The 19,051-nt window shown below is 32.4% G+C and carries 20 protein-coding genes, 1 tRNA gene and 1 riboswitch; of the genes, 16 read left to right on the top strand and 5 right to left on the bottom strand.

Annotated features, from left to right (window positions below):
• Positions 1-26 precede the first annotated feature (26 nt).
• Together AC38BG_RS00855 and AC38BG_RS00850 are read right to left on the bottom strand one after the other, a co-directional pair.
• On the bottom strand, positions 27-458 hold the full coding sequence (locus AC38BG_RS00855; RefSeq protein WP_489937296.1) for a hypothetical protein: 432 nt from the start codon (positions 456-458) through the stop codon (positions 27-29).
• Between the two features lie 72 nt (positions 459-530).
• A complete protein-coding gene (locus tag AC38BG_RS00850; protein ID WP_489937295.1) occupies positions 531-1,412 on the bottom strand; it encodes a hypothetical protein in 882 nt (293 codons plus the stop codon).
• A gap of 154 nt (positions 1,413-1,566) precedes the next feature.
• On the opposite strand from AC38BG_RS00850, the gene AC38BG_RS00845 reads away from it, so the two are divergent.
• A complete protein-coding gene (locus AC38BG_RS00845) occupies positions 1,567-2,232 on the top strand; it encodes a CPBP family glutamic-type intramembrane protease (protein ID WP_489937294.1) in 666 nt (221 codons plus the stop codon).
• A gap of 45 nt (positions 2,233-2,277) precedes the next feature.
• Here the strand turns inward: AC38BG_RS00845 and AC38BG_RS00840 are convergent.
• Positions 2,278-2,348 (bottom strand) — tRNA-Gly (locus tag AC38BG_RS00840).
• 118 nt (positions 2,349-2,466) lie between these two features.
• On the opposite strand from AC38BG_RS00840, the gene trpS reads away from it, so the two are divergent.
• The 14 genes from trpS (at position 2,467) to glmU (ending at position 16,727) form a co-directional block, all read left to right on the top strand.
• Complete coding sequence (trpS, locus tag AC38BG_RS00835; protein WP_489937293.1) at positions 2,467-3,489, top strand: tryptophan--tRNA ligase; 1,023 nt, start codon at positions 2,467-2,469, stop codon at positions 3,487-3,489.
• A gap of 85 nt (positions 3,490-3,574) precedes the next feature.
• A complete protein-coding gene (gene coaA, locus AC38BG_RS00830; protein ID WP_489937292.1) occupies positions 3,575-4,489 on the top strand; it encodes a type I pantothenate kinase in 915 nt (304 codons plus the stop codon).
• A 153-nt stretch (positions 4,490-4,642) separates the two neighbouring features.
• The gene (efp, locus tag AC38BG_RS00825) at positions 4,643-5,203 is read left to right on the top strand and encodes an elongation factor P (RefSeq protein ID WP_489937291.1); all 561 of its coding nucleotides are present in this window, start codon (positions 4,643-4,645) and stop codon (positions 5,201-5,203) included.
• Positions 5,204-5,345: 142 nt separating this feature from the next.
• Positions 5,346-6,134, top strand: coding sequence for a glucose-1-dehydrogenase (locus AC38BG_RS00820; protein WP_489937290.1), 789 nt, complete (start codon positions 5,346-5,348; stop codon positions 6,132-6,134).
• Positions 6,135-6,238: 104 nt separating this feature from the next.
• A complete protein-coding gene (locus AC38BG_RS00815; protein WP_489937289.1) occupies positions 6,239-6,451 on the top strand; it encodes a type II toxin-antitoxin system PemI/MazE family antitoxin in 213 nt (70 codons plus the stop codon).
• Entirely contained in the window at positions 6,451-6,801 is a 351-nt protein-coding gene (locus AC38BG_RS00810; protein ID WP_489937288.1) for a type II toxin-antitoxin system PemK/MazF family toxin, read from the top strand. Before AC38BG_RS00815 ends, AC38BG_RS00810 begins: the two co-directional genes overlap by 1 nt.
• A gap of 88 nt (positions 6,802-6,889) precedes the next feature.
• Positions 6,890-7,047: riboswitch (M-box (ykoK) riboswitch) on the top strand.
• Between the two features lie 85 nt (positions 7,048-7,132).
• Positions 7,133-9,820, top strand: a complete 2,688-nt coding sequence (gene mgtA, locus AC38BG_RS00805; protein ID WP_489937287.1) for a magnesium-translocating P-type ATPase — start codon at positions 7,133-7,135, stop codon at positions 9,818-9,820.
• A 66-nt stretch (positions 9,821-9,886) separates the two neighbouring features.
• Positions 9,887-11,875, top strand: coding sequence for a methionine--tRNA ligase (gene metG / locus AC38BG_RS00800; RefSeq protein ID WP_489937813.1), 1,989 nt, complete (start codon positions 9,887-9,889; stop codon positions 11,873-11,875).
• Positions 11,875-12,642 carry a TatD family hydrolase gene (locus AC38BG_RS00795; RefSeq protein WP_489937286.1) on the top strand — a complete coding sequence of 256 codons (768 nt, stop codon included), beginning with the start codon at positions 11,875-11,877 and terminating at the stop codon, positions 12,640-12,642. The genes metG and AC38BG_RS00795 overlap by 1 nt, the downstream gene beginning before the upstream one ends.
• Complete coding sequence (rnmV, locus tag AC38BG_RS00790; protein ID WP_489937285.1) at positions 12,629-13,204, top strand: ribonuclease M5; 576 nt, start codon at positions 12,629-12,631, stop codon at positions 13,202-13,204. The genes AC38BG_RS00795 and rnmV overlap by 14 nt, the downstream gene beginning before the upstream one ends.
• Complete coding sequence (gene rsmA / locus AC38BG_RS00785) at positions 13,185-14,060, top strand: 16S rRNA (adenine(1518)-N(6)/adenine(1519)-N(6))-dimethyltransferase RsmA (RefSeq protein ID WP_489937284.1); 876 nt, start codon at positions 13,185-13,187, stop codon at positions 14,058-14,060. The genes rnmV and rsmA overlap by 20 nt, the downstream gene beginning before the upstream one ends.
• Before the next feature lie 64 nt (positions 14,061-14,124).
• A complete protein-coding gene (locus tag AC38BG_RS00780) occupies positions 14,125-14,358 on the top strand; it encodes a Veg family protein (RefSeq protein ID WP_489937283.1) in 234 nt (77 codons plus the stop codon).
• 110 nt (positions 14,359-14,468) lie between these two features.
• Positions 14,469-15,299 (top strand): pur operon repressor, encoded by an 831-nt coding sequence (gene purR, locus AC38BG_RS00775; RefSeq protein WP_489937282.1) that lies wholly within the window; start codon positions 14,469-14,471, stop codon positions 15,297-15,299.
• 42 nt (positions 15,300-15,341) lie between these two features.
• On the top strand, positions 15,342-16,727 hold the full coding sequence (gene glmU, locus AC38BG_RS00770) for a bifunctional UDP-N-acetylglucosamine diphosphorylase/glucosamine-1-phosphate N-acetyltransferase GlmU (protein ID WP_489937281.1): 1,386 nt from the start codon (positions 15,342-15,344) through the stop codon (positions 16,725-16,727).
• 31 nt (positions 16,728-16,758) lie between these two features.
• On the opposite strand, the gene AC38BG_RS00765 is transcribed toward glmU, so the two are convergent.
• Together AC38BG_RS00765 and AC38BG_RS00760 are read right to left on the bottom strand one after the other, a co-directional pair.
• Entirely contained in the window at positions 16,759-17,868 is a 1,110-nt protein-coding gene (locus AC38BG_RS00765) for an ABC transporter permease (RefSeq protein WP_489937280.1), read from the bottom strand.
• A complete protein-coding gene (locus AC38BG_RS00760) occupies positions 17,865-18,590 on the bottom strand; it encodes an ABC transporter ATP-binding protein (protein ID WP_489937279.1) in 726 nt (241 codons plus the stop codon). The genes AC38BG_RS00765 and AC38BG_RS00760 overlap by 4 nt, the downstream gene beginning before the upstream one ends.
• Positions 18,591-18,840: 250 nt before the next feature.
• On the opposite strand from AC38BG_RS00760, the gene AC38BG_RS00755 reads away from it, so the two are divergent.
• Entirely contained in the window at positions 18,841-19,026 is a 186-nt protein-coding gene (locus AC38BG_RS00755) for a type Z 30S ribosomal protein S14 (RefSeq protein ID WP_489937278.1), read from the top strand.
• The last annotated feature ends 25 nt before the right edge of the window (positions 19,027-19,051 follow it).

Below are 19,051 nucleotides of genomic sequence, written 5' to 3'. Positions count from 1 at the left end.
GTATATTTTTTGGTATTTTACAAGTGTTATGATAAAGATCCTGGAATAAGCTTACGTCTTGATTCATACCAGTTTGACCAGTCTTCATAAGTCATTAATGATTTAGGATCAAGGTCAGTTTGTATGGTAATTTCAGTAAGTAAGTTTTCAAAGTTATAATCATGAATTTGTAATACATGTTTAACTAATTCTTTTCTAGAAAAATCCTTGTTATTGAGCAAATATGAGTTGATATCAACAATATTGTGATCTGTATCAAATAAGTTCATAATTTCAAGATCATTTTGGTTAAACTCTGAAATATAGAAGTTTGCAAAGTTAGATAAGTAACTTGGTTGGTCTTTAAATTCAGTTTTATCCATTTCAACTCTATTGGCTTCAGGCATTATAACTTCAAATTCTGATTCTTTATCTTCATTTTGAGCAGTTGCTTGTGTATTTTTTTCTTCTTCAGTCAAAGTGAAAACTCCTTTAATTGTATACAATTACTAAATTATTCTACCTAGATTATTGCACAAAAGCAAACATAATTAATGCTTTAAGTAATTTGAAACATCATCTTTAGTAATAGAATCTGGAGTTTTATGTCCACTAGCTGCAGCAGATCTATATAAATTGATGATATCTTGGTCACTCCATGGACCTGGGTTAATTCCTAGTGATTTTAATTGACTACGGATTTGAGATACATTAGAAGATGATACTGTTTGTCCGTCAACTTTATGATCCCCTGCTTTATTAATTCCAGTATTTGGATTTACGGCAGAATTAGCTTTTTGATTATTAGCCGTATTATTAGAGCTTTGCTTAGTTGCAGAGCTAGTTATTTTGCTTTTAGCACTAGAATTATCTTTTAGTTTAGCTTTATCGCGTTTAATGCCTTTTTTAGCATCTTTTTTAATTGCTTTATAGTATTTACCATTAATATATGGTAAATCTAAGATTTTTTGATATGCATCAATTGCATCTTGGAATTGATTGTTAGCTTCAGCTTCATCAGCTTTATCTTGCAATGGTTGAATATCATTTTCATAATTTGTTTGGCATGTAGATAAAGTTTCATTTAAAGTTTTAGCTTGTTTATTTAAAACTGAATAACCATTTGGTTCACTGATAACTTTGTTGACAGTGTCAATCGCCTCATCAAAATGACTTTTTTCTGCAGTACTGATTGCTTCATCCATGTTATCAGCTTGTGCAGCATAAGCTTTAGCTTCTTTGGTCTTTTTAATGTCATATGCATGCTTAAATTCACTATGTGCTTTATCATATTTTTTATCAGCAACTGCTGTTTTTCCCGCGCTCATTGCTTGATCATATGAAGCGTTATTGCTTTTTGATTGGCAGCCTACAGTGATTGACGCAATAGCAAATAAAGTTAAAATACTGATCCATATTCTGGATTTTTTCATTGTTATGAATCCTCCCTTAAAAACATTGGTAACAATATTATATCAAATTCCCGTAATAACAACTGATTGAATGAATATTTTTTAAGATAAATACAAAAAATGAGATATTTTTTTGCTATAATTAATAAGATATGTTTAAGCAGAGGTGGGTATCATGGTTAATACACCAAGATCAGGTCAAGGAAATTTTATTCGATATATTATTTATTTAATTGCTTATTTAGCACTAATTGGTTCAGCTATGCTAGTAGTAAGAAAGACTCCATTGCATTTATGGGATTTAATTTTTTTAGGCATAGTTAGTGCGATGGTATTACTATTTTTTATATATCGTTTTAATCGTGAGCAACGCTTTTTTAGTCGGCAATTTGTATTGCCACTATTAGGAAATTTTTCTTTTGCAGTAATTATGACATTAATAATTGCAGGCAGTCGGATTTTATTTTCATATTTTCAAGCTTATGGTTACATTCCTAAATATAATTTCCAAGAAAACTTCATTAAAATTGATACTCAAACTTTGTTTTGGGTATTGATCATAGTTCAAGGAATTGTGATCTCTACGCTGCAAATTTATTTAAGTAGTGGATTTTTCTTTAATTATTTGTTTAGAGATACTGATGTTGTAACAGGAATTATCGGTATAATTATTTCTGGATTAATATTCAGTATCTTGAATTTTCAATTCGCATTGCCACTATTAATAATCAATATAGTTTATGGTATTTTATTTGCCTGGTCATATTTGTATACTCAAACAATAATAACTCCAATATATCTAGCAATTGTTAATGGAGTTATGATGGTAATTTTAATGTAAAAAAATAGCTACAGCCTTAATTTGGCTGTAGCTATTTTGTCTATAAGCGGATAGCGTGAATCGAACCCGCATCCCCAGCTTGGGAAGCTGGTATTCTACCATTAAACTATACCCGCGTTTACTTAATAAGTTTAGCATGAAAATCACTTTACGCCAAGGTGGATTTAATACAGATTATTTTTTTGCTAAAATGTAAGTATTAATTAGGCGTAAAAGCAAAAGGAGAAAAATATTATGGCAAAGGAAATTTTGCTAACAGGAGATCGTCCAACGGGTAAATTGCATATTGGACATTATATTGGCTCATTAAAAAATCGGGTTAAATTGCAAAATGATGGTGACTATCAACCATTTATTATGATCGCTGATACTCAAGCATTAACTGATAATGCACGCAATCCTGAAAAGATTCGTAATTCATTGATTCAAGTAGCACTTGATTATCTGGCAGTAGGTTTAGATCCTAAAAAGGCAACTATTTTTGTCCAATCACAAATTCCTGCATTATTTGAATTAACTGCATATTATTTGGATTTGGTTACAGTTGCTCGATTAGAACGCAATCCTACTGTAAAAACTGAAATCAAACAAAAAGGCTTTAAAGATAGTATTCCTGCAGGATTTTTAACATATCCTGTATCGCAAGCGGCAGATATTACTGCGTTTAAAGCGACAATAGTTCCAGTTGGTGATGATCAAGAACCAATGTTAGAGCAAACACGTGAAATTGTAAGAACCTTTAATCGAATTTATAATACAGATGTTTTGGTTGAACCAAAAGGCTACTTCCCACCAAAGGGTCAAGGAAGGCTCCCTGGACTTGATGGAAATGCCAAGATGTCTAAGTCATTAGGCAATTCAATTTATCTATCTGATGATGCAGATACTGTAAAGCAAAAAGTAATGTCAATGTATACAGACCCTGATCATATTCATGTTGAAGATCCAGGAAAAGTTGAAGGCAATACTGTATTTACTTATCTAGATATCTTTGATAAAAATAAGGAAGAAGTTGAAGACCTTAAACAACAGTATCAAAAAGGTGGTCTAGGTGATGTAAAGATCAAGCGTTTTTTATTAAAGGTATTAGAGCAAGAATTAGAACCAATTAGGCAACGAAGAATGGAATTTGCTAAAGATACAGATAGCGTTTATGAAGTGTTATTAGAAGGCTCAAATAAAGCTTCTGCAATTGCTAACCAGACTCTAGAACAAGTTAGAGATGCAATTGGTTTAAATTATTTTAAGAAATACTAATACTATTTGCTAAATGGCCATCAAGTTTGATGGCTATTTGTTTACAAAAAATAATATAATTATGTTAATTGAAAGAAGGTACATTATGGATTCATTTACTAGTTTTTCTAGAGAAAAATGGGCACAATTATCACCAATACACCATGTAAAAATTGATACAAAAGACTTAGAAAAAATCAATGCACATGGAGATGTCTTAGAGATGTCTGATGTATATGAGATATATCTACCATTAATAGGATATTTAAAAATATTTATTGCGGATAAAATTGCTTGGCGTCATGAACAAGCAGATTATTTTAATATAAAGCCAATTGATCGACCATTTATTATTGGAATATCTGGATCTGTATCAGTTGGTAAGTCAACTACATCACGTCTATTAAGATTATTATTTCAAAGAATCTTTCCTGATTTATCCATTCACCGCATGACTACAGATGGATTTTTATATTCTAATGATGAATTAATTAGCCACAATTTGATGCAGCGCAAAGGCTTTCCTGAAAGCTACAATATGAAACTATTAAATCAATTTTTGACAGATGTAATTAGTGGAGTACCTAATGTGGAATATCCGTTATATTCGCAAAGCTTATCTGATATTGTTCCAAATAAAGTCGGTCATGTAAAAAATCCAGATGTGTTAATTATTGAGGGAATTAATACTTTGCAATTGCCACCTAATGGAAATATTGTGACTTCTGACTTTTTTGATTTTTCAATTTATTTAGATGCTCCTGAAAGATTAATTGAAAAGTGGTTCATCCATAGATTTGAAGAATTGCTGGATCAAAACAAAGATAATCCTGATAATTATTATTATAAGTGGGCCAATTCCGATCGCAAAAAAGCAATTGCGGCAGCTAAAGATGTCTGGACGAATGTAGATTTAGTAAACTTACATGAATATATTGCGCCAACTGCATTAAGAGCTAATATTATCTTACATAAAGGCGAAAATCATCGAGTTAATACAATAGATTTAAGGCGGTATTAAATATCTAAAATTATTAGCTACATTAGCTATTAATTTGTTATACTAGATTCGTTATGAATTTGATATATTTAATGTTAATCAAAAAGTTTGCATTGCCACCGTCTATTTCACAGATGGTCTTAATATTATAAACAAAAATAAGGATGGATAAAAATGGTACAAGCTATAGATTTAAAAAAAGGTATGATATTTAGCCAAGATGGCAAAATGATGCGAGTATTGCTAAGTAACCACCACAAGCCAGGTAAAGGTAATACTGTTATGCAAATGGATTTGCGTGATGTAAAAAGTGGTGCTGTAATTCACAAGACCATGCGTCCAAGTGAAAAAGTTGATTTGGTCGAAGTATCAAAGAAAACTGCACAATATTTGTACAGCGAAGGCGATATCAATACATTCATGGATACAACTACTTATGAACAATATGAAATCACTAATGATCAATTAGGTGAAGACAAAAAGTATTTGATTCCAAATATTGAAGTTCAACTTGAGTTTACAGACGATGGTCAATTAATCGGGATTGAATTACCTGTTACTGTAAATATGAAGGTTGTTGAAACTCAACCTGGTATCAAAGGCGCTACTGCTGCAGGTGGTGGTAAACCTGCTACTATGGAGACTGGCTTAGTTGTAACTGTTCCTGACTTTATTAATGAGGGCGATGAACTTATTGTTAATACAACTGATGGAACATATAAATCACGTGCTTAATAACTAATAAAAATCACTATGAGATCAACATCATAGTGTTTTTTATTATGGAATTGAATTACAAATGTAGACAAATCAAAAATAAATGTTATACTTACATTTAGTTAGTAAAGATATTTTGTTTTTGTAGAGGTTAACAATCATGGTATACGAAGATTTAACAAATAAAGTTGCTGTCATTACTGGCAGTTCTAAAGGAATCGGTAAATCAATTGCTGAAAGATTTGCCAAAGAACATATGAATGTTGTTGTTAATTATCATTCAGATGAAGCTGGTGCATTAGATGCAGTTGCAAAAATTAAACAATTAGGCGGTAATGCAGTTGCAATACATGCTGATGTTTCAACTGAGGTTGGAATTCAAAAGTTAATCGATGCTGCAGTAGATAAATTTGGCAAGTTAGATGTATGGATTAATAATGCAGGATTAGAAATTTCTAGTCCAACAAATGAAACTAGTCTAAAAGATTGGCGAAAAGTAATTAACGTTGATTTAGAAGGTGTATTTTTAGGTACTAAAGCTGCATTAAATTACTTTTTAAAAAATAATAAAAAAGGTAATATCATCAATATGTCTTCAGTGCATGAACAAATCCCTTGGCCTAATTTTGCAAGTTACGCTGCAGCAAAAGGTGGAGTGAAGTTATTTACACAAACTACTGCTATGGAGTATGCAGCAAGAAATATTCGAATTAATGCAATTGGGCCTGGTGCAATTAATACGCCAATCAATGCAAAAAAATTTGCTGATCCAAAGCAATTAAAACAAACCATTGCAATGGTGCCAATGCAAAGGATTGGAAAGCCTGAAGAAGTTGCTGCAGCTGCAGCTTGGCTTGCATCTGATGAATCAAGTTATGTAACTGGGATTACCTTGTTTGTAGATGGTGGGATGACATTATATCCAGCATTTCAGGGTGGAAAAGGATAGATGTTAAGAAATAGACTGCTAGAATTTAGTAGTCTTTTTTTGAAGTCATTTAAAATAAAAGCGTTAAAATAAAGGCACAGGTCAATTATCTGGAGGGTTTGAATATGAGAAAAGTTAAAGTCGTTCAAAAAAATGGAGATCTGTTACTTACTTTGCCCAATGATACTGATTTTAAAGCAGGAGATGAATGGGTTTTAGCAAAAAAAAGTGGCGCATATATTTTAGTGCCTAAAGTTGATAATCCATACTTAAATGCTGAATCTGGTGAATTATATGAAGATGAAGATTGTGTTTTTAAAATAAAGGATCAAAAATAATGGATAGATATATGCCAAGACAAAAAGATATTGTTTGGATAGATTTTGACCCTTCTAGAGGACATGAGATTCGCAAACGTAGACCCGCACTAGTAGTTAGTAGTAATGAATATAATCGTGCAACGCATTTTGTGATTGTGAGTCCGATAACTTCTGTGATTAGATCGAATCCAACATATTACACATTGCATGATTATCAAACTGAGGGACAAGTTGTAACACATCAATTGCATGCATATGATTTTACTAGTGATGCACATCGCAATATTGAATATATTGAATATATTCGTGATGAAGACTTTTATAAAATTGCACAACTAATTAGTTACGACTTTGGATTTAGATTATAAACTAGTTATAATTTACAAAGGTGTTACAGGAAAAAAGTCTTGCTTTTTTTGTCAGTAACGCTTATACTCACAATGTAAATTAATTGAGCAAATGAACTGTTAGGTGAGACTCCTACGCGAATACACGCTATCGCCCAGAAACATCCAGAGATGCCAACGGGTTAAATAGGTACTGTCGATTTAAGGCGTTACCCAGATAGCTATTTACGTCACGTAGTGTCAAAACTCAAACGACTAGTAATATAGGAAGTCAATACTGACTTAGTCTCCTACAGTTTTTGTGTGGGAGACTTTTTGTTTGTTTGCGTTTTAAAAGTAAAGGGGTAAGGCTATGCTAAAAATGAAACCATCTGTAAAAAAACAAGATAATGCAGAGATCAGTTTAGTCAAGAAAATTGCCAATTCTCAAGTAGATGAAACGTTAAAACAATTTAATACATCTGCTAATGGCTTGACAACAAAACAAGCAGATAAAAACCGAGAAAAATATGGTGCTAATGAAATAGCGAGGCGCAGTAATGATTCAATCTGGCATTTTTTTGTAGATGCTTTTTTAACACCATTTACTATTGTCTTATTAATTCTTGCAACATTATCTTTTTTTACTAATTATGTGTTTGTTCCAGCAGATCAAAAGGACTTGAGCACAGTCATCATTATGTTAACAATGGTTGTAATTTCGGGGATGACTAGTTTTATCCAAAACGTTAGAACAAATGATGCAGTTCAAGATCTATTAAAAATGGTATCTGTTACAACTAATATCAAACGAGATGGCAAAGACCAAGAATTACCTACTAACCAAGTTGTTGTAGGTGATATTATTAATGTTGCGGCAGGTGATATGGTTCCGGCTGATATGAGATTAATTACTAGCAAGGACTTATTTTGTTCATCAAGTTCATTAAATGGTGAATCTAATCCTGTAGAAAAAATCGCCAATAGTAAACCAAAACCTGACCAACTCAATCAATACTTAGATTATCCTAATGTATTATATGAAGGAACTACTATTGTTTCTGGCTCTGGTACTGGAGTTGTAATTGCAACTGGGAATCATACTATCTTTGGTAAATTAGCCCAAAGCATTTCTAAAAAGCGTATTAAACAAACAACCTTTGATACAGGAATTAAAGATGTATCAAAATTGTTACTAACTATGACTGCAGTAATTGCACCATTGGTCTTTTTGATTAATGGATTGACTAAGGGCGACTGGATGAGTGCTTTGATCTTTGCGATAGCAACTGCTGTTGGATTAACTCCTGAGATGTTGCCAGTTATTGTGACTAGTAATTTAGTTAAAGGTTCAGTTGAAATGTCCAAACATGGTACTATCGTAAAAAAGATGAACTCCATTCAAAACTTTGGTTCAACTGATATCTTATGTACTGATAAAACTGGTACTTTAACTCAAGATAAAGTTGTCTTAGAGCGTCATTACAATCTAGACCTAAAAGAAAAATCTCACGTACTAGAATTATCATATTTGAATAGTTACTATCAAACTGGGATGCGTGACTTGATTGATAATGCAGTTATTGAAGCCGCCAATGATGAATTAAATACAAAAAAAATCCAACAAGATTACACCAAGATAGATGAAATTCCTTTTGACTTTAAACGCCGACGTATGAGTGTTGTTGTTGAAAATAAACAAGGTGAACATATCTTAGTTACTAAAGGCGCTGCAGAAGAGATGTTAAGTGCATCAACTCAATGTGAGATTAATGGTGAGATTCATACTTTAACTGAAGAGCGTAAACAAAAGATCTTAGCTGATATTGAAGATATGAACCATGATGGATTACGTGTTATCCTGCTTGGTTACAAGATGAATCCTGCACCAGTTGGTGAATTTTCAGTTGAAGATGAAAATGACTTGATTATTATTGGTTTCTTGGCATTTTTGGATCCACCAAAAGAAAGTGCTAAAGAAGCACTAGATCGACTAAAAACAGATGGAATCACAGTGAAGATCTTAACTGGTGATAATGAAGCTGTTACTAGAGCAGTTGGTCAACAAGTTGGATTAAAAATTGACAAGGTCTATTCTGGAGCTGATTTAGAAGATAAAAGTGATGAAGAACTTAGCAAGATGGTTGAAGAATGTGATATTTTTGTTAAGTTAGCACCTGAATTAAAGACTAAGATTATTGAAGTCCTGAAGAAAAATGGTCATACAGTAGGCTATATGGGAGATGGAATTAATGATGCTCCTGCTATGAAGGCAGCTGATGTATCAATTTCTGTAGATACTGCTGTAGATATTGCTAAAGAGTCTGCAGATATTATCTTGTTGCACAAGGACTTGAGAATTTTGGAAAATGGTGTTCGTATTGGACGTAAAGTCTTTGGTAATACAATGAAATATATCAAGATAACTTTGAGTTCTAACTTTGGTAATATTTTGTCAGTATTAATTGCGTCATCATTCTTACCATTTTTGCCAATGCTTCCATTACAACTGTTAGTATTAGACTTATTGTATGGAACAAGTTGTTTATCAATTCCATTTGATACAATGTCTCCTGAATATCTAGAGATTCCAAGAACATGGTCAACGAAAAAATTACCTAAGTTTATGTTTTACTTTGGTCCAACGTCATCGATTTTTGATATTATCACATTTGGATTATTGTTCTTCTTCATTTGTCCACATCTAGTAGGTGGCAGTTTTGGAACAATTGATCCTGCACAAAAGGCAATGTTTATTGCACTATTTCATACAGGATGGTTTATTGAATCATTGTGGACTCAAGAAATGGTTATTCATGCATTGCGTGATAAGAGAATGCCATTTATTCAACAGCATGCAACTTTAGCGGTGATTATGGGAACCTTTGGAGCTGGAATTATCGGGACACTACTTCCATTTTCAGGTTTAGCTAAAACAATGAAATTTGGTCCAATGCCACTAAGTTACATGATCGTAATTGCAATTTTGTTAGTATTTTATATTTTATTAACTTCTGTAGTGAAGAAATGGTATTTACGCAAAGAAAAATTCTTAATTTAACTAAAAAAAGAGTAAGCCTAACAAAGACTTACTTTTTTTGATGGTGTATTATATGAATATGAAACTATTTATGAGGAGAATTACATGTCTAAGACTTTTTACATTACAACCCCGATTTACTATCCATCGGGCAGATTGACTATCGGTAATGCTTATACAACTATTGCGGCAGATAGTATGGCACGCTACAAAAAATCAAGAGGTTATGACACTTTCTTTTTGACTGGTACTGATGAGCATGGTCTAAAAATTGAACAAAAAGCTGAAAAGCAAGGTATCAAACCACAACAATATGTTGATCAAATGGCTGACCAATATAAAACATTATGGAAGAAACTAGATATTTCATATGATAAATTTATCAGAACAACAGATGCTGAACATGTTGCTGCAGTTAAAAAAATCTTTGAAAGATTGTTAAAACAAGGTGATATTTACTTAGGCGAATATACTGGCTGGTATTCAGTTGAAGATGAAGAATACTTTACTGAATCTCAACTAAAAAAGGTCTTTAAAGATGAAACTGGTAAAGTTGTTGGCGGAATTGCACCATCTGGACATAATGTGCAATTAGTCAAAGAACCATCATACTTTTTCAAGATGAGTAAATACGCTGATAGATTATTGAAGTATTATCAAGATCATCCAAACTTTATCTTGCCTCATTCTCGTGAGAAAGAAATGATCAATAATTTTATTAAACCAGGACTAGAGGACTTATCTGTTACTAGAACTACAGTTGACTGGGGAATTAAAGTACCTAGTGATCCAAAGCACGTTGTCTATGTATGGATTGATGCGTTGAGCAACTATATTACAGCACTTGGTTATGGCACAGATCATGATGAATTATTTAAGAAGTTTTGGCCAGCTAATGTTCAATTAGTAGGTAAAGAAATTGTTAGATTCCATACTATTTATTGGCCAATTATGTTAATGGCACTTGACTTGCCACTACCTGAAGAGATCTTTGGTCATGGTTGGGTACTTATTTATAAAGACAAAATGTCTAAATCAAAGGGCAATGCAGTCTATCCTGAAACAATAGTTGACAGATATGGCTTGGATAGTTTGCGCTATTATTTGATGCGTGCAATTCCATTTGGTGCTGATGGCAGTTTTTCACCAGAGGATTTTGTTGAGAGAGTTAACTTTGATTTAGCTAATGACTTAGGTAATTTATTAAATAGAACTGTTTCTATGATTAATCAATACCAAGATGGTGTTGTCGCACCTATTGCCGCAATTCAAGATGAATATGGTCAAGATCTAGCAGCTGTTGCAGAACAAACTATTAATAATTATTATGAACAAATGGATGCACTGCATTTCTCTCAAGCGTTGGACAGCATTTGGACACTAGTTCGTCGAGCTAATAAATATATTGATGAAACAACTCCGTGGGTTTTGAACAAAAATGGAGACAAAGCCAGCTTATTGCGTGTAATGAGCAATCTTGCTGAAGTGTTGCGTTTAGTTGCTGTTATGATCTCACCTATTATGACTGAAAGCCCAGCTAAAATGTTTAAACAATTAGGCCTTGGATGGGATAACGATACTCAAAAAGTCTTAGGCTTTGGTAAATATGGTTGGGATAATAAAGTAATTGCAAAGCCAGAACCTATTTTTCCACGTTTGAAAAATGATGAAGAAGTGGCTTATATCAAACAAGAAATGGCTAAAGCTAAATCTAAAAAACAAACTCGTAGTCAGCAAAAGATGCAAGATAAGACAATAACCATTGATGACTTTGATAAAGTGAAAATGCAAGTTGGTCAAATCATGTCAGTTGAATCAGTTAAAGGATCAAGTAAACTGTTGAATTTCAAATTGGACTTTGGTAATGAGCAAAGACAAATCTTAAGTGGAATGCATAAATTTTATCCAGATTATGAAAAATTAGTTAATAAAAAGGTAATTGCAGTTACTAACTTAAAGCCTCGCAAGATGATGGGCTTGCAAAGTCAAGGAATGTTACTATCCAGTGAAAAAGATGGCAAAGTTAAATTGGCTTTAGTTGATGATAGTCATGAGAATGGGGCAGTATTAGGATAATGAAGTTATTTGATGCTCATACTCATTTGAATGATGAACCATTTTGGGATCAAGAAAGATATTATATTGACCAAGCTAAAAGTCTAGATGTTGTGAAAATGGCTTGTGTTGGGCAAGATTTGAAGATGAATCAGCGCGCAATTGAACTAAGTCAAGAGTTTGATAATGTCTATGCAATTGTAGGATTTAGTCCAGATGAAGCTAAAAAATATGATGCTAAAAAAGAAGCGGATTTAATTAAGCAATTAAAACTACCAAAGACTGTGGCTTTGGGTGAGATTGGGTTAGATTATTATTGGGATGAATCACCAAGGGATGTACAAAGAAAAATATTTGCTCATCAAATTGAGTTAGCACATTCATTAAAAATGCCAGTGAATATCCATACTAGGGATGCATTTGAAGATTGCTATGAAATTTTGCAAAATAGCAATTTAGAATTTGGTGCTATTTTGCACAGCTTTAATGGAAATAGTTATTGGCTGAAAAAATTCTTAGCTTTAGGAGTTTATATATCTTATTCTGGGGTAGTTTCTTTTACTAAGGCAACGGATGTTCATGAATCAGCTAAATTGACGCCTTTAGATAGACTTTTAGTTGAAACTGATGCTCCATATTTAACTCCTAAACCTTATCGTGGTCGCCAAAATGAGCCAGGATATGCTCGATATGTAGCTCAAGCTATTGCTGAATTAAAAGGCATTAGCTTAGATGAAGTTGCTGTTAATACTTATAAAAATACGATGAGGGTATATGGAATTAAATAAAAAGAATTTTGATGCAGTTGTGGTAGTTGAAGGAAAAGATGATACTAAAAGATTGAAGCAATTTTTTCCAGGGATTGAAACTATAGAAACAAATGGTTCTGAAGTGTCTGATAGTACTTTATTAGAAATAAAAGAATTGGCTGCAATTCGTTCAATTATTATCTTGACTGACCCTGATCTAAATGGTGAAAGAATTAGAAGATTAGTGACAAAGGCAGTTCCTAATGCAAAGCAAGCTTTTATCACAAGAAAAGAAGGCAGACCTAATAAAAAAGGGCAAAGCTTAGGGGTAGAACATGCTTCAAAAAAAGTATTGCAAAGAGCGCTGCAAGAGTTACATGAAGTAAAACCGCAAGCTAATTTAACTTGGTCACAATATCAAGATTTAGGTTTTGTTTTGTTAACTGATTCACGTCAGTTGAGAATTCAGGTAGGAATTAAATTAGGAATTGGTTATGGTAATGCTAAGCATTTTTTCAAAAGATTGCAGATGTTTGGCATAAGCTATGACACATTGAAACAAGTAGTTGATGAGGTAAAACATGAAAATGCCAATCGCTGATCCTGTTAGAACCCAGGCAATAGTTAATCAATATTTAGGCAATGCTAAGAAAAACTTGGGTCAAAATTTCTTAGTTGATTTAAATGCAATTAATGAAATTTTGAATGCCGCAGATATTAAAGAAAATGATCAAGTTATTGAAGTAGGCCCTGGAATTGGGTCATTAACTGAACAGATGTTATTAGCAGGAGCTAAAGTTTTAGCTTATGAAGTAGATTCAGATATTCCTGAAATATTACATAATGAATTGCCCAAGCAACTAGATAACCAAGATCATTTCAAATTGATATTAAAAGATATTTTAAAAGCTGATTTTAAACAAGATTTAGCTGGATTTTTTGATTTAACAAAACCAATTAAGGTAGTTGCTAACCTGCCATATTACATCACAACGCCTATTATTTTTTACTTTATTCATAGTGATTTGAAATTTGAAAGTTTAACTTTGATGATGCAAAAAGAAGTAGCACAAAGACTTGCTGCAAAGCCAGGACATAAAGATTTTGGCCCATTGACAATTGCAGTTCAAACTAAGATGAAGGTTAATTTGGCATTTGAGGTGAAGAATACTTCATTTATTCCTAGACCTAAAGTTGATTCTTGTGTAGTTAACTTGCAGCCATTGGAGACTCCTGTAGATGTCGGGAATGAAAGGCGCTTTGAAAAAGTTGTTAAAATTTGTTTCATGCAACGTCGCAAGACATTAGCTAATAATTTAAAGAACTTAGTTAAGGACAAAAAAGTTCGCTTAAACGTAATTTCTGAAATGAAACTTCCTGAAAAAATTCGTCCAGAACAGTTAACAATTAAACAATTTGTGCAATTATCTAAACTAATTGATAAAAATAATAATTAATATTCGTGAATTTTTGATCATGATAGACTTTTGTGATATAATAGATCAAAAGGAGTGTTGATCATTGCCTACTTCAATCGTAACAATTAAACAAGAATTAGATGCCCATCTAGGAGACAACCTAGTAATTGTGGCGCAAGCTGGAAGAAAAAAAGTAACTAAACGAAAAGGTATTTTAAAAAATACTTTTCCGGCAGTTTTTGTTGTTGATCTTGATCAAGACCAAAATAATTTTGAACGTGTATCTTATAGCTATACAGATTTATTAACTAAAAATATTGAGTTACAGTTTGAATAAAAAAATAATGAAGATTGCTGAATCACTAGCAGGTATATTGCTAGTGTTTTTTTTGCGATTTTATAGTATATTTGATAGAGGATTTTACAGACATTAGAAAGGAATAGATGATGAAACGTTCAGAAAGATTAGTTGACATGACAAAGTATTTGCTTGCAAAACCGCATACTTTAATTGCTTTGCCGTTTTTTGCCGACCGATATGGGGCAGCAAAATCGTCAATTTCAGAAGATTTATCTATTTTAAAACACACTTTAGCTGCTAACCAAGATGGCATTTTAGAAACTGTTGCCGGAGCTGCTGGTGGTGTGAGATATATTCCATTTTTAGGAAAGGGTCAAACTCAAGATTATTTAACTGATTTGGCAGATAGAATTGAAGATCCAAGTAGAATATTACCTGGAGGATTTGTTTATCTATCAGATATATTAGGCTCACCACAAGATCTTCTAAAAATTGGTGAAATTTATGCGACACATTTTGCATATGAAAAAGTTGATGTAGTAATGACTGTGGAAACTAAAGGAATTCCACTAGCACAGGCAGTAGCAAGATTTTTGAATGTACCATTTGTGACAGCACGAAAGCGTGCTAAAGTCACCGAAGGTGCTACTGTATCGGTAAATTATGTTGCTTCATCTAGTGAGCGGGTAGAGAAGATGGAATTACCAACAAGAATTTTACCTAGAAAGTCACGTGTTTTAATTATTGATGACTTTATGAAAGGTGGAGGTACTTTGATTGGAATGTCTGAATTAGTTAAAGAATTTGATTGTGAAGTAGCAGGTGCTTGCGTGTTGTGTGAAGCTGATAATGATGCTGAAAAGTTGCTTTCAAATTATTTATCACTGATTCAAATTACTAGAATTGATACTCAAAAACGTTTGATTAGTGCAACACCAGGTAATTTTGTGAGTCAGACCGATTTTGAAAAATTCTAATGGTATACTTAAACTAAATATTAATTAAGAAGGTTAAAATTTATGCAAAAATTTGTTGTTGTGCTAGCAGCTGGTAAAGGTACTAGAATGAAATCTAAATTATACAAAGTCTTACATCAAGTCTGTGGTAAGCCAATGGTGGAGCATGTCGTTGATGCAGCTGCAGGTTTGCACCCTGAAAAAATAGTTACCATAATTGGTACTGGTGCTGAACAAGTTAAACAAGTATTAGGTGATAAGTCTGAATATGCTTTTCAAGAAAAACAACTTGGTACAGGTCATGCGGTTTTAACAGCAGCTCCTTATTTAGAAAACTTAGATGGTGCTACTCTTGTTGTAACTGGTGATACACCATTATTTACGACTAAAACTTTTGATAACTTATTCAAATATCATCATGAAAAAGGCAACACTGCAACAGTATTAACTGCTGAGGCTCCTAATCCATTTGGCTATGGTCGAATTATTCGTGATGATCAAGGGAATGTGTTAAGAATAGTTGAACAAAAAGATGGTAGTCCTGAAGAATTGAAAGTTAAAGAAATTAATACAGGTGTCTTTTGTTTTGACAACAAAAAGTTATTTGAAGCCTTGAAACATGTAACTAATAACAACGCTCAAGGTGAATACTATTTGACTGATGTTTTGGAAATTTTGCGTAATGAAAATGAACGAGTTGGTGCGTATAAAATGCATGATTTTAGTGAAAGCTTAGGAGTAAATGATCGTATTGCATTAGCTCAAGCAACTAAAATTATGCAAAAAAGAATCAATGAAAAACATATGCGTGATGGTGTAACTTTTATTGACCCTGATACTGCTTATATTGATGTGGATGTAGAAATTGGAAATGACACTATCATTGAAGGCGGTGTGGTAATTAAAGGCAATAGCAAAATTGGTAGTGAAAGCTACATCACTAGTGGATCAAGAATAGTTGACTCTACTGTTGGTAATAATGTAACTGTGACTTCTTCAACACTAGATCATGCAGTAATGCATGATAATACCGATATTGGTCCTAATTCTCATTTGCGTCCGAATGCAGAGATCATGACTGGAGCACATATTGGTAATTTTGTTGAAATTAAAAAAGCACAAATTGGTGAAAATACTAAAGTTGGTCATTTAACTTATATTGGGGATGCTACTTTAGGTAAGGACATTAATGTTGGTTGTGGTGTAATCTTTTCAAATTATGATGGAGTTAAAAAATTCCATTCATATGTTGGAGACAAGTCATTTATAGGTGCTGGTGCTACAATTATTAATCCAATTAATATTGCGGATCATGCATTTATTGCAGCTGATTCAACTATTACTAAAGATGTTAATAAATATGAAATGGCAATTGCACGTGGTCGACAAGTCAATAAAGAAGACTACTGGCACAAATTACCAATTGCTAAAGATAAAGATTGGGAATAAAGAAAAATCGAGGCATTGATCCTCGATTTTTTTATACATTGCGATAGCGTTTTAATCCAATAATATTAATAATTGTCAAAATTATCAAAAAGATAAATAAAACTCCAAAATCAATTCCTAAAGAAGATAATTTAGCACCTTGCATAATTATTTTAGTAGAGGCATCTCCAGAATATTTAATGGGGATGATCACAGAGATTGTTTTGATCCAATTAGCCATCGCATCTAAAGGGATAATCCCTGAGAAAAAGACTTGCGGGATAACAATAAGCGGAATAAATTGCATCATTTGAAATTCTGAATTCGCAAAGGTTGAAACTAACAATCCAAACGCTGAAGCAACTAGTGCTAAAACTAAGTTAATCAAAATCAAGTTGAAAATACTACCTTTAATTTCAATATGCAACAAAAAAATTGTCGTAAGTATAATTAAAATTGTTTGGATTATTGCAAATAGTCCATATATAAGCATGTAACCTAAAATAATTTCAGATCTTTTAACTGAAGTTGCTAATAATCTATCTAATGTCCCTTGGGTTCGTTCACGCAATAACGCCATGCCCGAGATTAAAAATACGAAGAAAAATACGAAAAATCCAATTAAAATTGGCAGGATTTTATTGAAAAAGTTAGTTTTGCTATTGCCATAATCATAATGGTTATGAATATCAGGGGCTTTTTGTTTGTGTATAACAATCTTTTGATGAGTTAACTTTGCTAAAACTTGAATGTTAGTAGTTAATTTCTGTTTTAAAATAGTGGCATTATTTTGCATCAATGATATTTTAAAGGCTAATTTAACAGCATTTGTTTTACTTGGATCAATATTGGCATAGGTAATATTATAACTGTTTTTATTTTTTAAAATAATTGAATCGATTTTTGAAGCTTGTAGAGCTTTTTTAGCTGTTTTATTAGTAGTATATTTCTTTAGAGTGACATTGTTGTTCTTTTTTAACTGTGTTTGAATGTTAGTTGGTACATTGACAGTTCCAATATCAATATGAGTTTTGGCGTTTGTTGAAAAAACTAAGCTTAATAGTAAAATTATAAAAATCGGTGCTATAAAAATTAAGGCTAAAGTTCTTTTATCTCGTAATAATTCTTTTCCTACTCTATTAGCTATAGCTAAGATTTTCATAATTGTGCACCTTCTGCCTTTAAAAATACATCTTCAATTGTAGGCACTTGATATTGTTGCTTAAGATTAGCAGGAGTATCAAATGCTTTTATTTTTCCATCAATTAATAAAGCATCACGGTCAACTAATTCAGCTTCTTGCATCATGTGAGTTGTAAGCAAGATTGTATGACCAGAATTCCTAATATTTTCTAGCTCTTTCCATATTTGTCTTCTTAATGCCGGATCAATTCCTACAGTTGGCTCATCTAAAATTAATAGATCAGGCTTATTTAATAAAGCAATTGCCAAAGATAATCTACGCTTCATTCCGCCTGAAAAGTTCTTGACTCGCATATTTAAAAATTTATCTAAGTTAACAATTTGTGCAATACGAGCAATGTCTTTAGTTAATTTTGATTTTTTTGTTCCTTTCATTTCGCTAAAAAATTGTAAATTCTCTTTAGCACTCAAGCTATCATATAAAGCATCGCTTTGAGCCATGTAGCCAATTTTGTTCAATAATAATCTATTAGGTATTTTTTGATTGAAAACTGTTATCTTGCCAGAATCGGCTTTTTCCATCCCTAATATAATTTTTATTAAAGTTGTCTTTCCTGCCCCAGAAGGACCAATTAATCCTAAAATCTGCCCAGACGTTACCTGTAAATCAATATCTTTCAATACATGTAAGTTTTTGTAGCTTTTAACTATTTTGTCTAATGAAATAATCGTATTGGACATATTTATCACAACCTATCTGAGAATTAGTATACTCTAAATAAATAGTGTTTTATTCTTTACTTATTTTAAGTAAGTGATATAATAATTGTTGCTTAAGATTTCGCTTATTAAAACTTAAAAAGGAGGGGTTTTTATGATTAGTCAAATAGTTGTAATAGCAGTAATTTTAGTGGGATTGTTTGGAACATTGGCACTTGACCATGATCAAAAAAAGCCCGCTGTAGTTAGAATAAAGAGGAAAAAATAATATATGGCAAAAACATCATTAATTGTTAAACAGGAAAAACATGCAAAATTTTCAACTCAAGAATATACTCGCTGTGAACGTTGCGGGAGACCACATTCTGTATATCGTAAATTTGGTTTATGCAGAATTTGCTTGCGTGATTTAGCACATAAAGGGCAAATTCCTGGCTTAATGAAAGCTAGCTGGTAAAAAAATAGGACTTTTTGGAAAATTT

The sequence above is a fragment of the Lactobacillus sp. M44 genome (assembly GCF_058130005.1).
This window is presented reverse-complemented; position numbering and strand designations above follow the sequence as displayed.

Bases quoted from the DNA above. Each gene is read 5' to 3' on its own strand.
- purR (WP_489937282.1), top strand. From the start codon at position 14,469: ATGAAACGTTCAGAAAGATTAGTTGACATGACAAAGTATTTGCTTGCA.
- AC38BG_RS00815 (WP_489937289.1), top strand. From the start codon at position 6,239: ATGAGAAAAGTTAAAGTCGTTCAAAAAAATGGAGATCTGTTACTTACT.
- AC38BG_RS00820 (WP_489937290.1), top strand. From the start codon at position 5,346: ATGGTATACGAAGATTTAACAAATAAAGTTGCTGTCATTACTGGCAGT.
- efp (WP_489937291.1), top strand. From the start codon at position 4,643: ATGGTACAAGCTATAGATTTAAAAAAAGGTATGATATTTAGCCAAGAT.
- AC38BG_RS00845 (WP_489937294.1), top strand. From the start codon at position 1,567: ATGGTTAATACACCAAGATCAGGTCAAGGAAATTTTATTCGATATATT.
- AC38BG_RS00755 (WP_489937278.1), top strand. From the start codon at position 18,841: ATGGCAAAAACATCATTAATTGTTAAACAGGAAAAACATGCAAAATTT.
- rnmV (WP_489937285.1), top strand. From the start codon at position 12,629: ATGGAATTAAATAAAAAGAATTTTGATGCAGTTGTGGTAGTTGAAGGA.
- coaA (WP_489937292.1), top strand. From the start codon at position 3,575: ATGGATTCATTTACTAGTTTTTCTAGAGAAAAATGGGCACAATTATCA.
- mgtA (WP_489937287.1), top strand. From the start codon at position 7,133: ATGCTAAAAATGAAACCATCTGTAAAAAAACAAGATAATGCAGAGATC.
- AC38BG_RS00795 (WP_489937286.1), top strand. From the start codon at position 11,875: ATGAAGTTATTTGATGCTCATACTCATTTGAATGATGAACCATTTTGG.
- rsmA (WP_489937284.1), top strand. From the start codon at position 13,185: ATGAAAATGCCAATCGCTGATCCTGTTAGAACCCAGGCAATAGTTAAT.
- trpS (WP_489937293.1), top strand. From the start codon at position 2,467: ATGGCAAAGGAAATTTTGCTAACAGGAGATCGTCCAACGGGTAAATTG.
- AC38BG_RS00810 (WP_489937288.1), top strand. From the start codon at position 6,451: ATGGATAGATATATGCCAAGACAAAAAGATATTGTTTGGATAGATTTT.
- AC38BG_RS00760 (WP_489937279.1), bottom strand. From the start codon at position 18,590: ATGTCCAATACGATTATTTCATTAGACAAAATAGTTAAAAGCTACAAA.
- AC38BG_RS00765 (WP_489937280.1), bottom strand. From the start codon at position 17,868: ATGAAAATCTTAGCTATAGCTAATAGAGTAGGAAAAGAATTATTACGA.
- glmU (WP_489937281.1), top strand. From the start codon at position 15,342: ATGCAAAAATTTGTTGTTGTGCTAGCAGCTGGTAAAGGTACTAGAATG.
- AC38BG_RS00850 (WP_489937295.1), bottom strand. From the start codon at position 1,412: ATGAAAAAATCCAGAATATGGATCAGTATTTTAACTTTATTTGCTATT.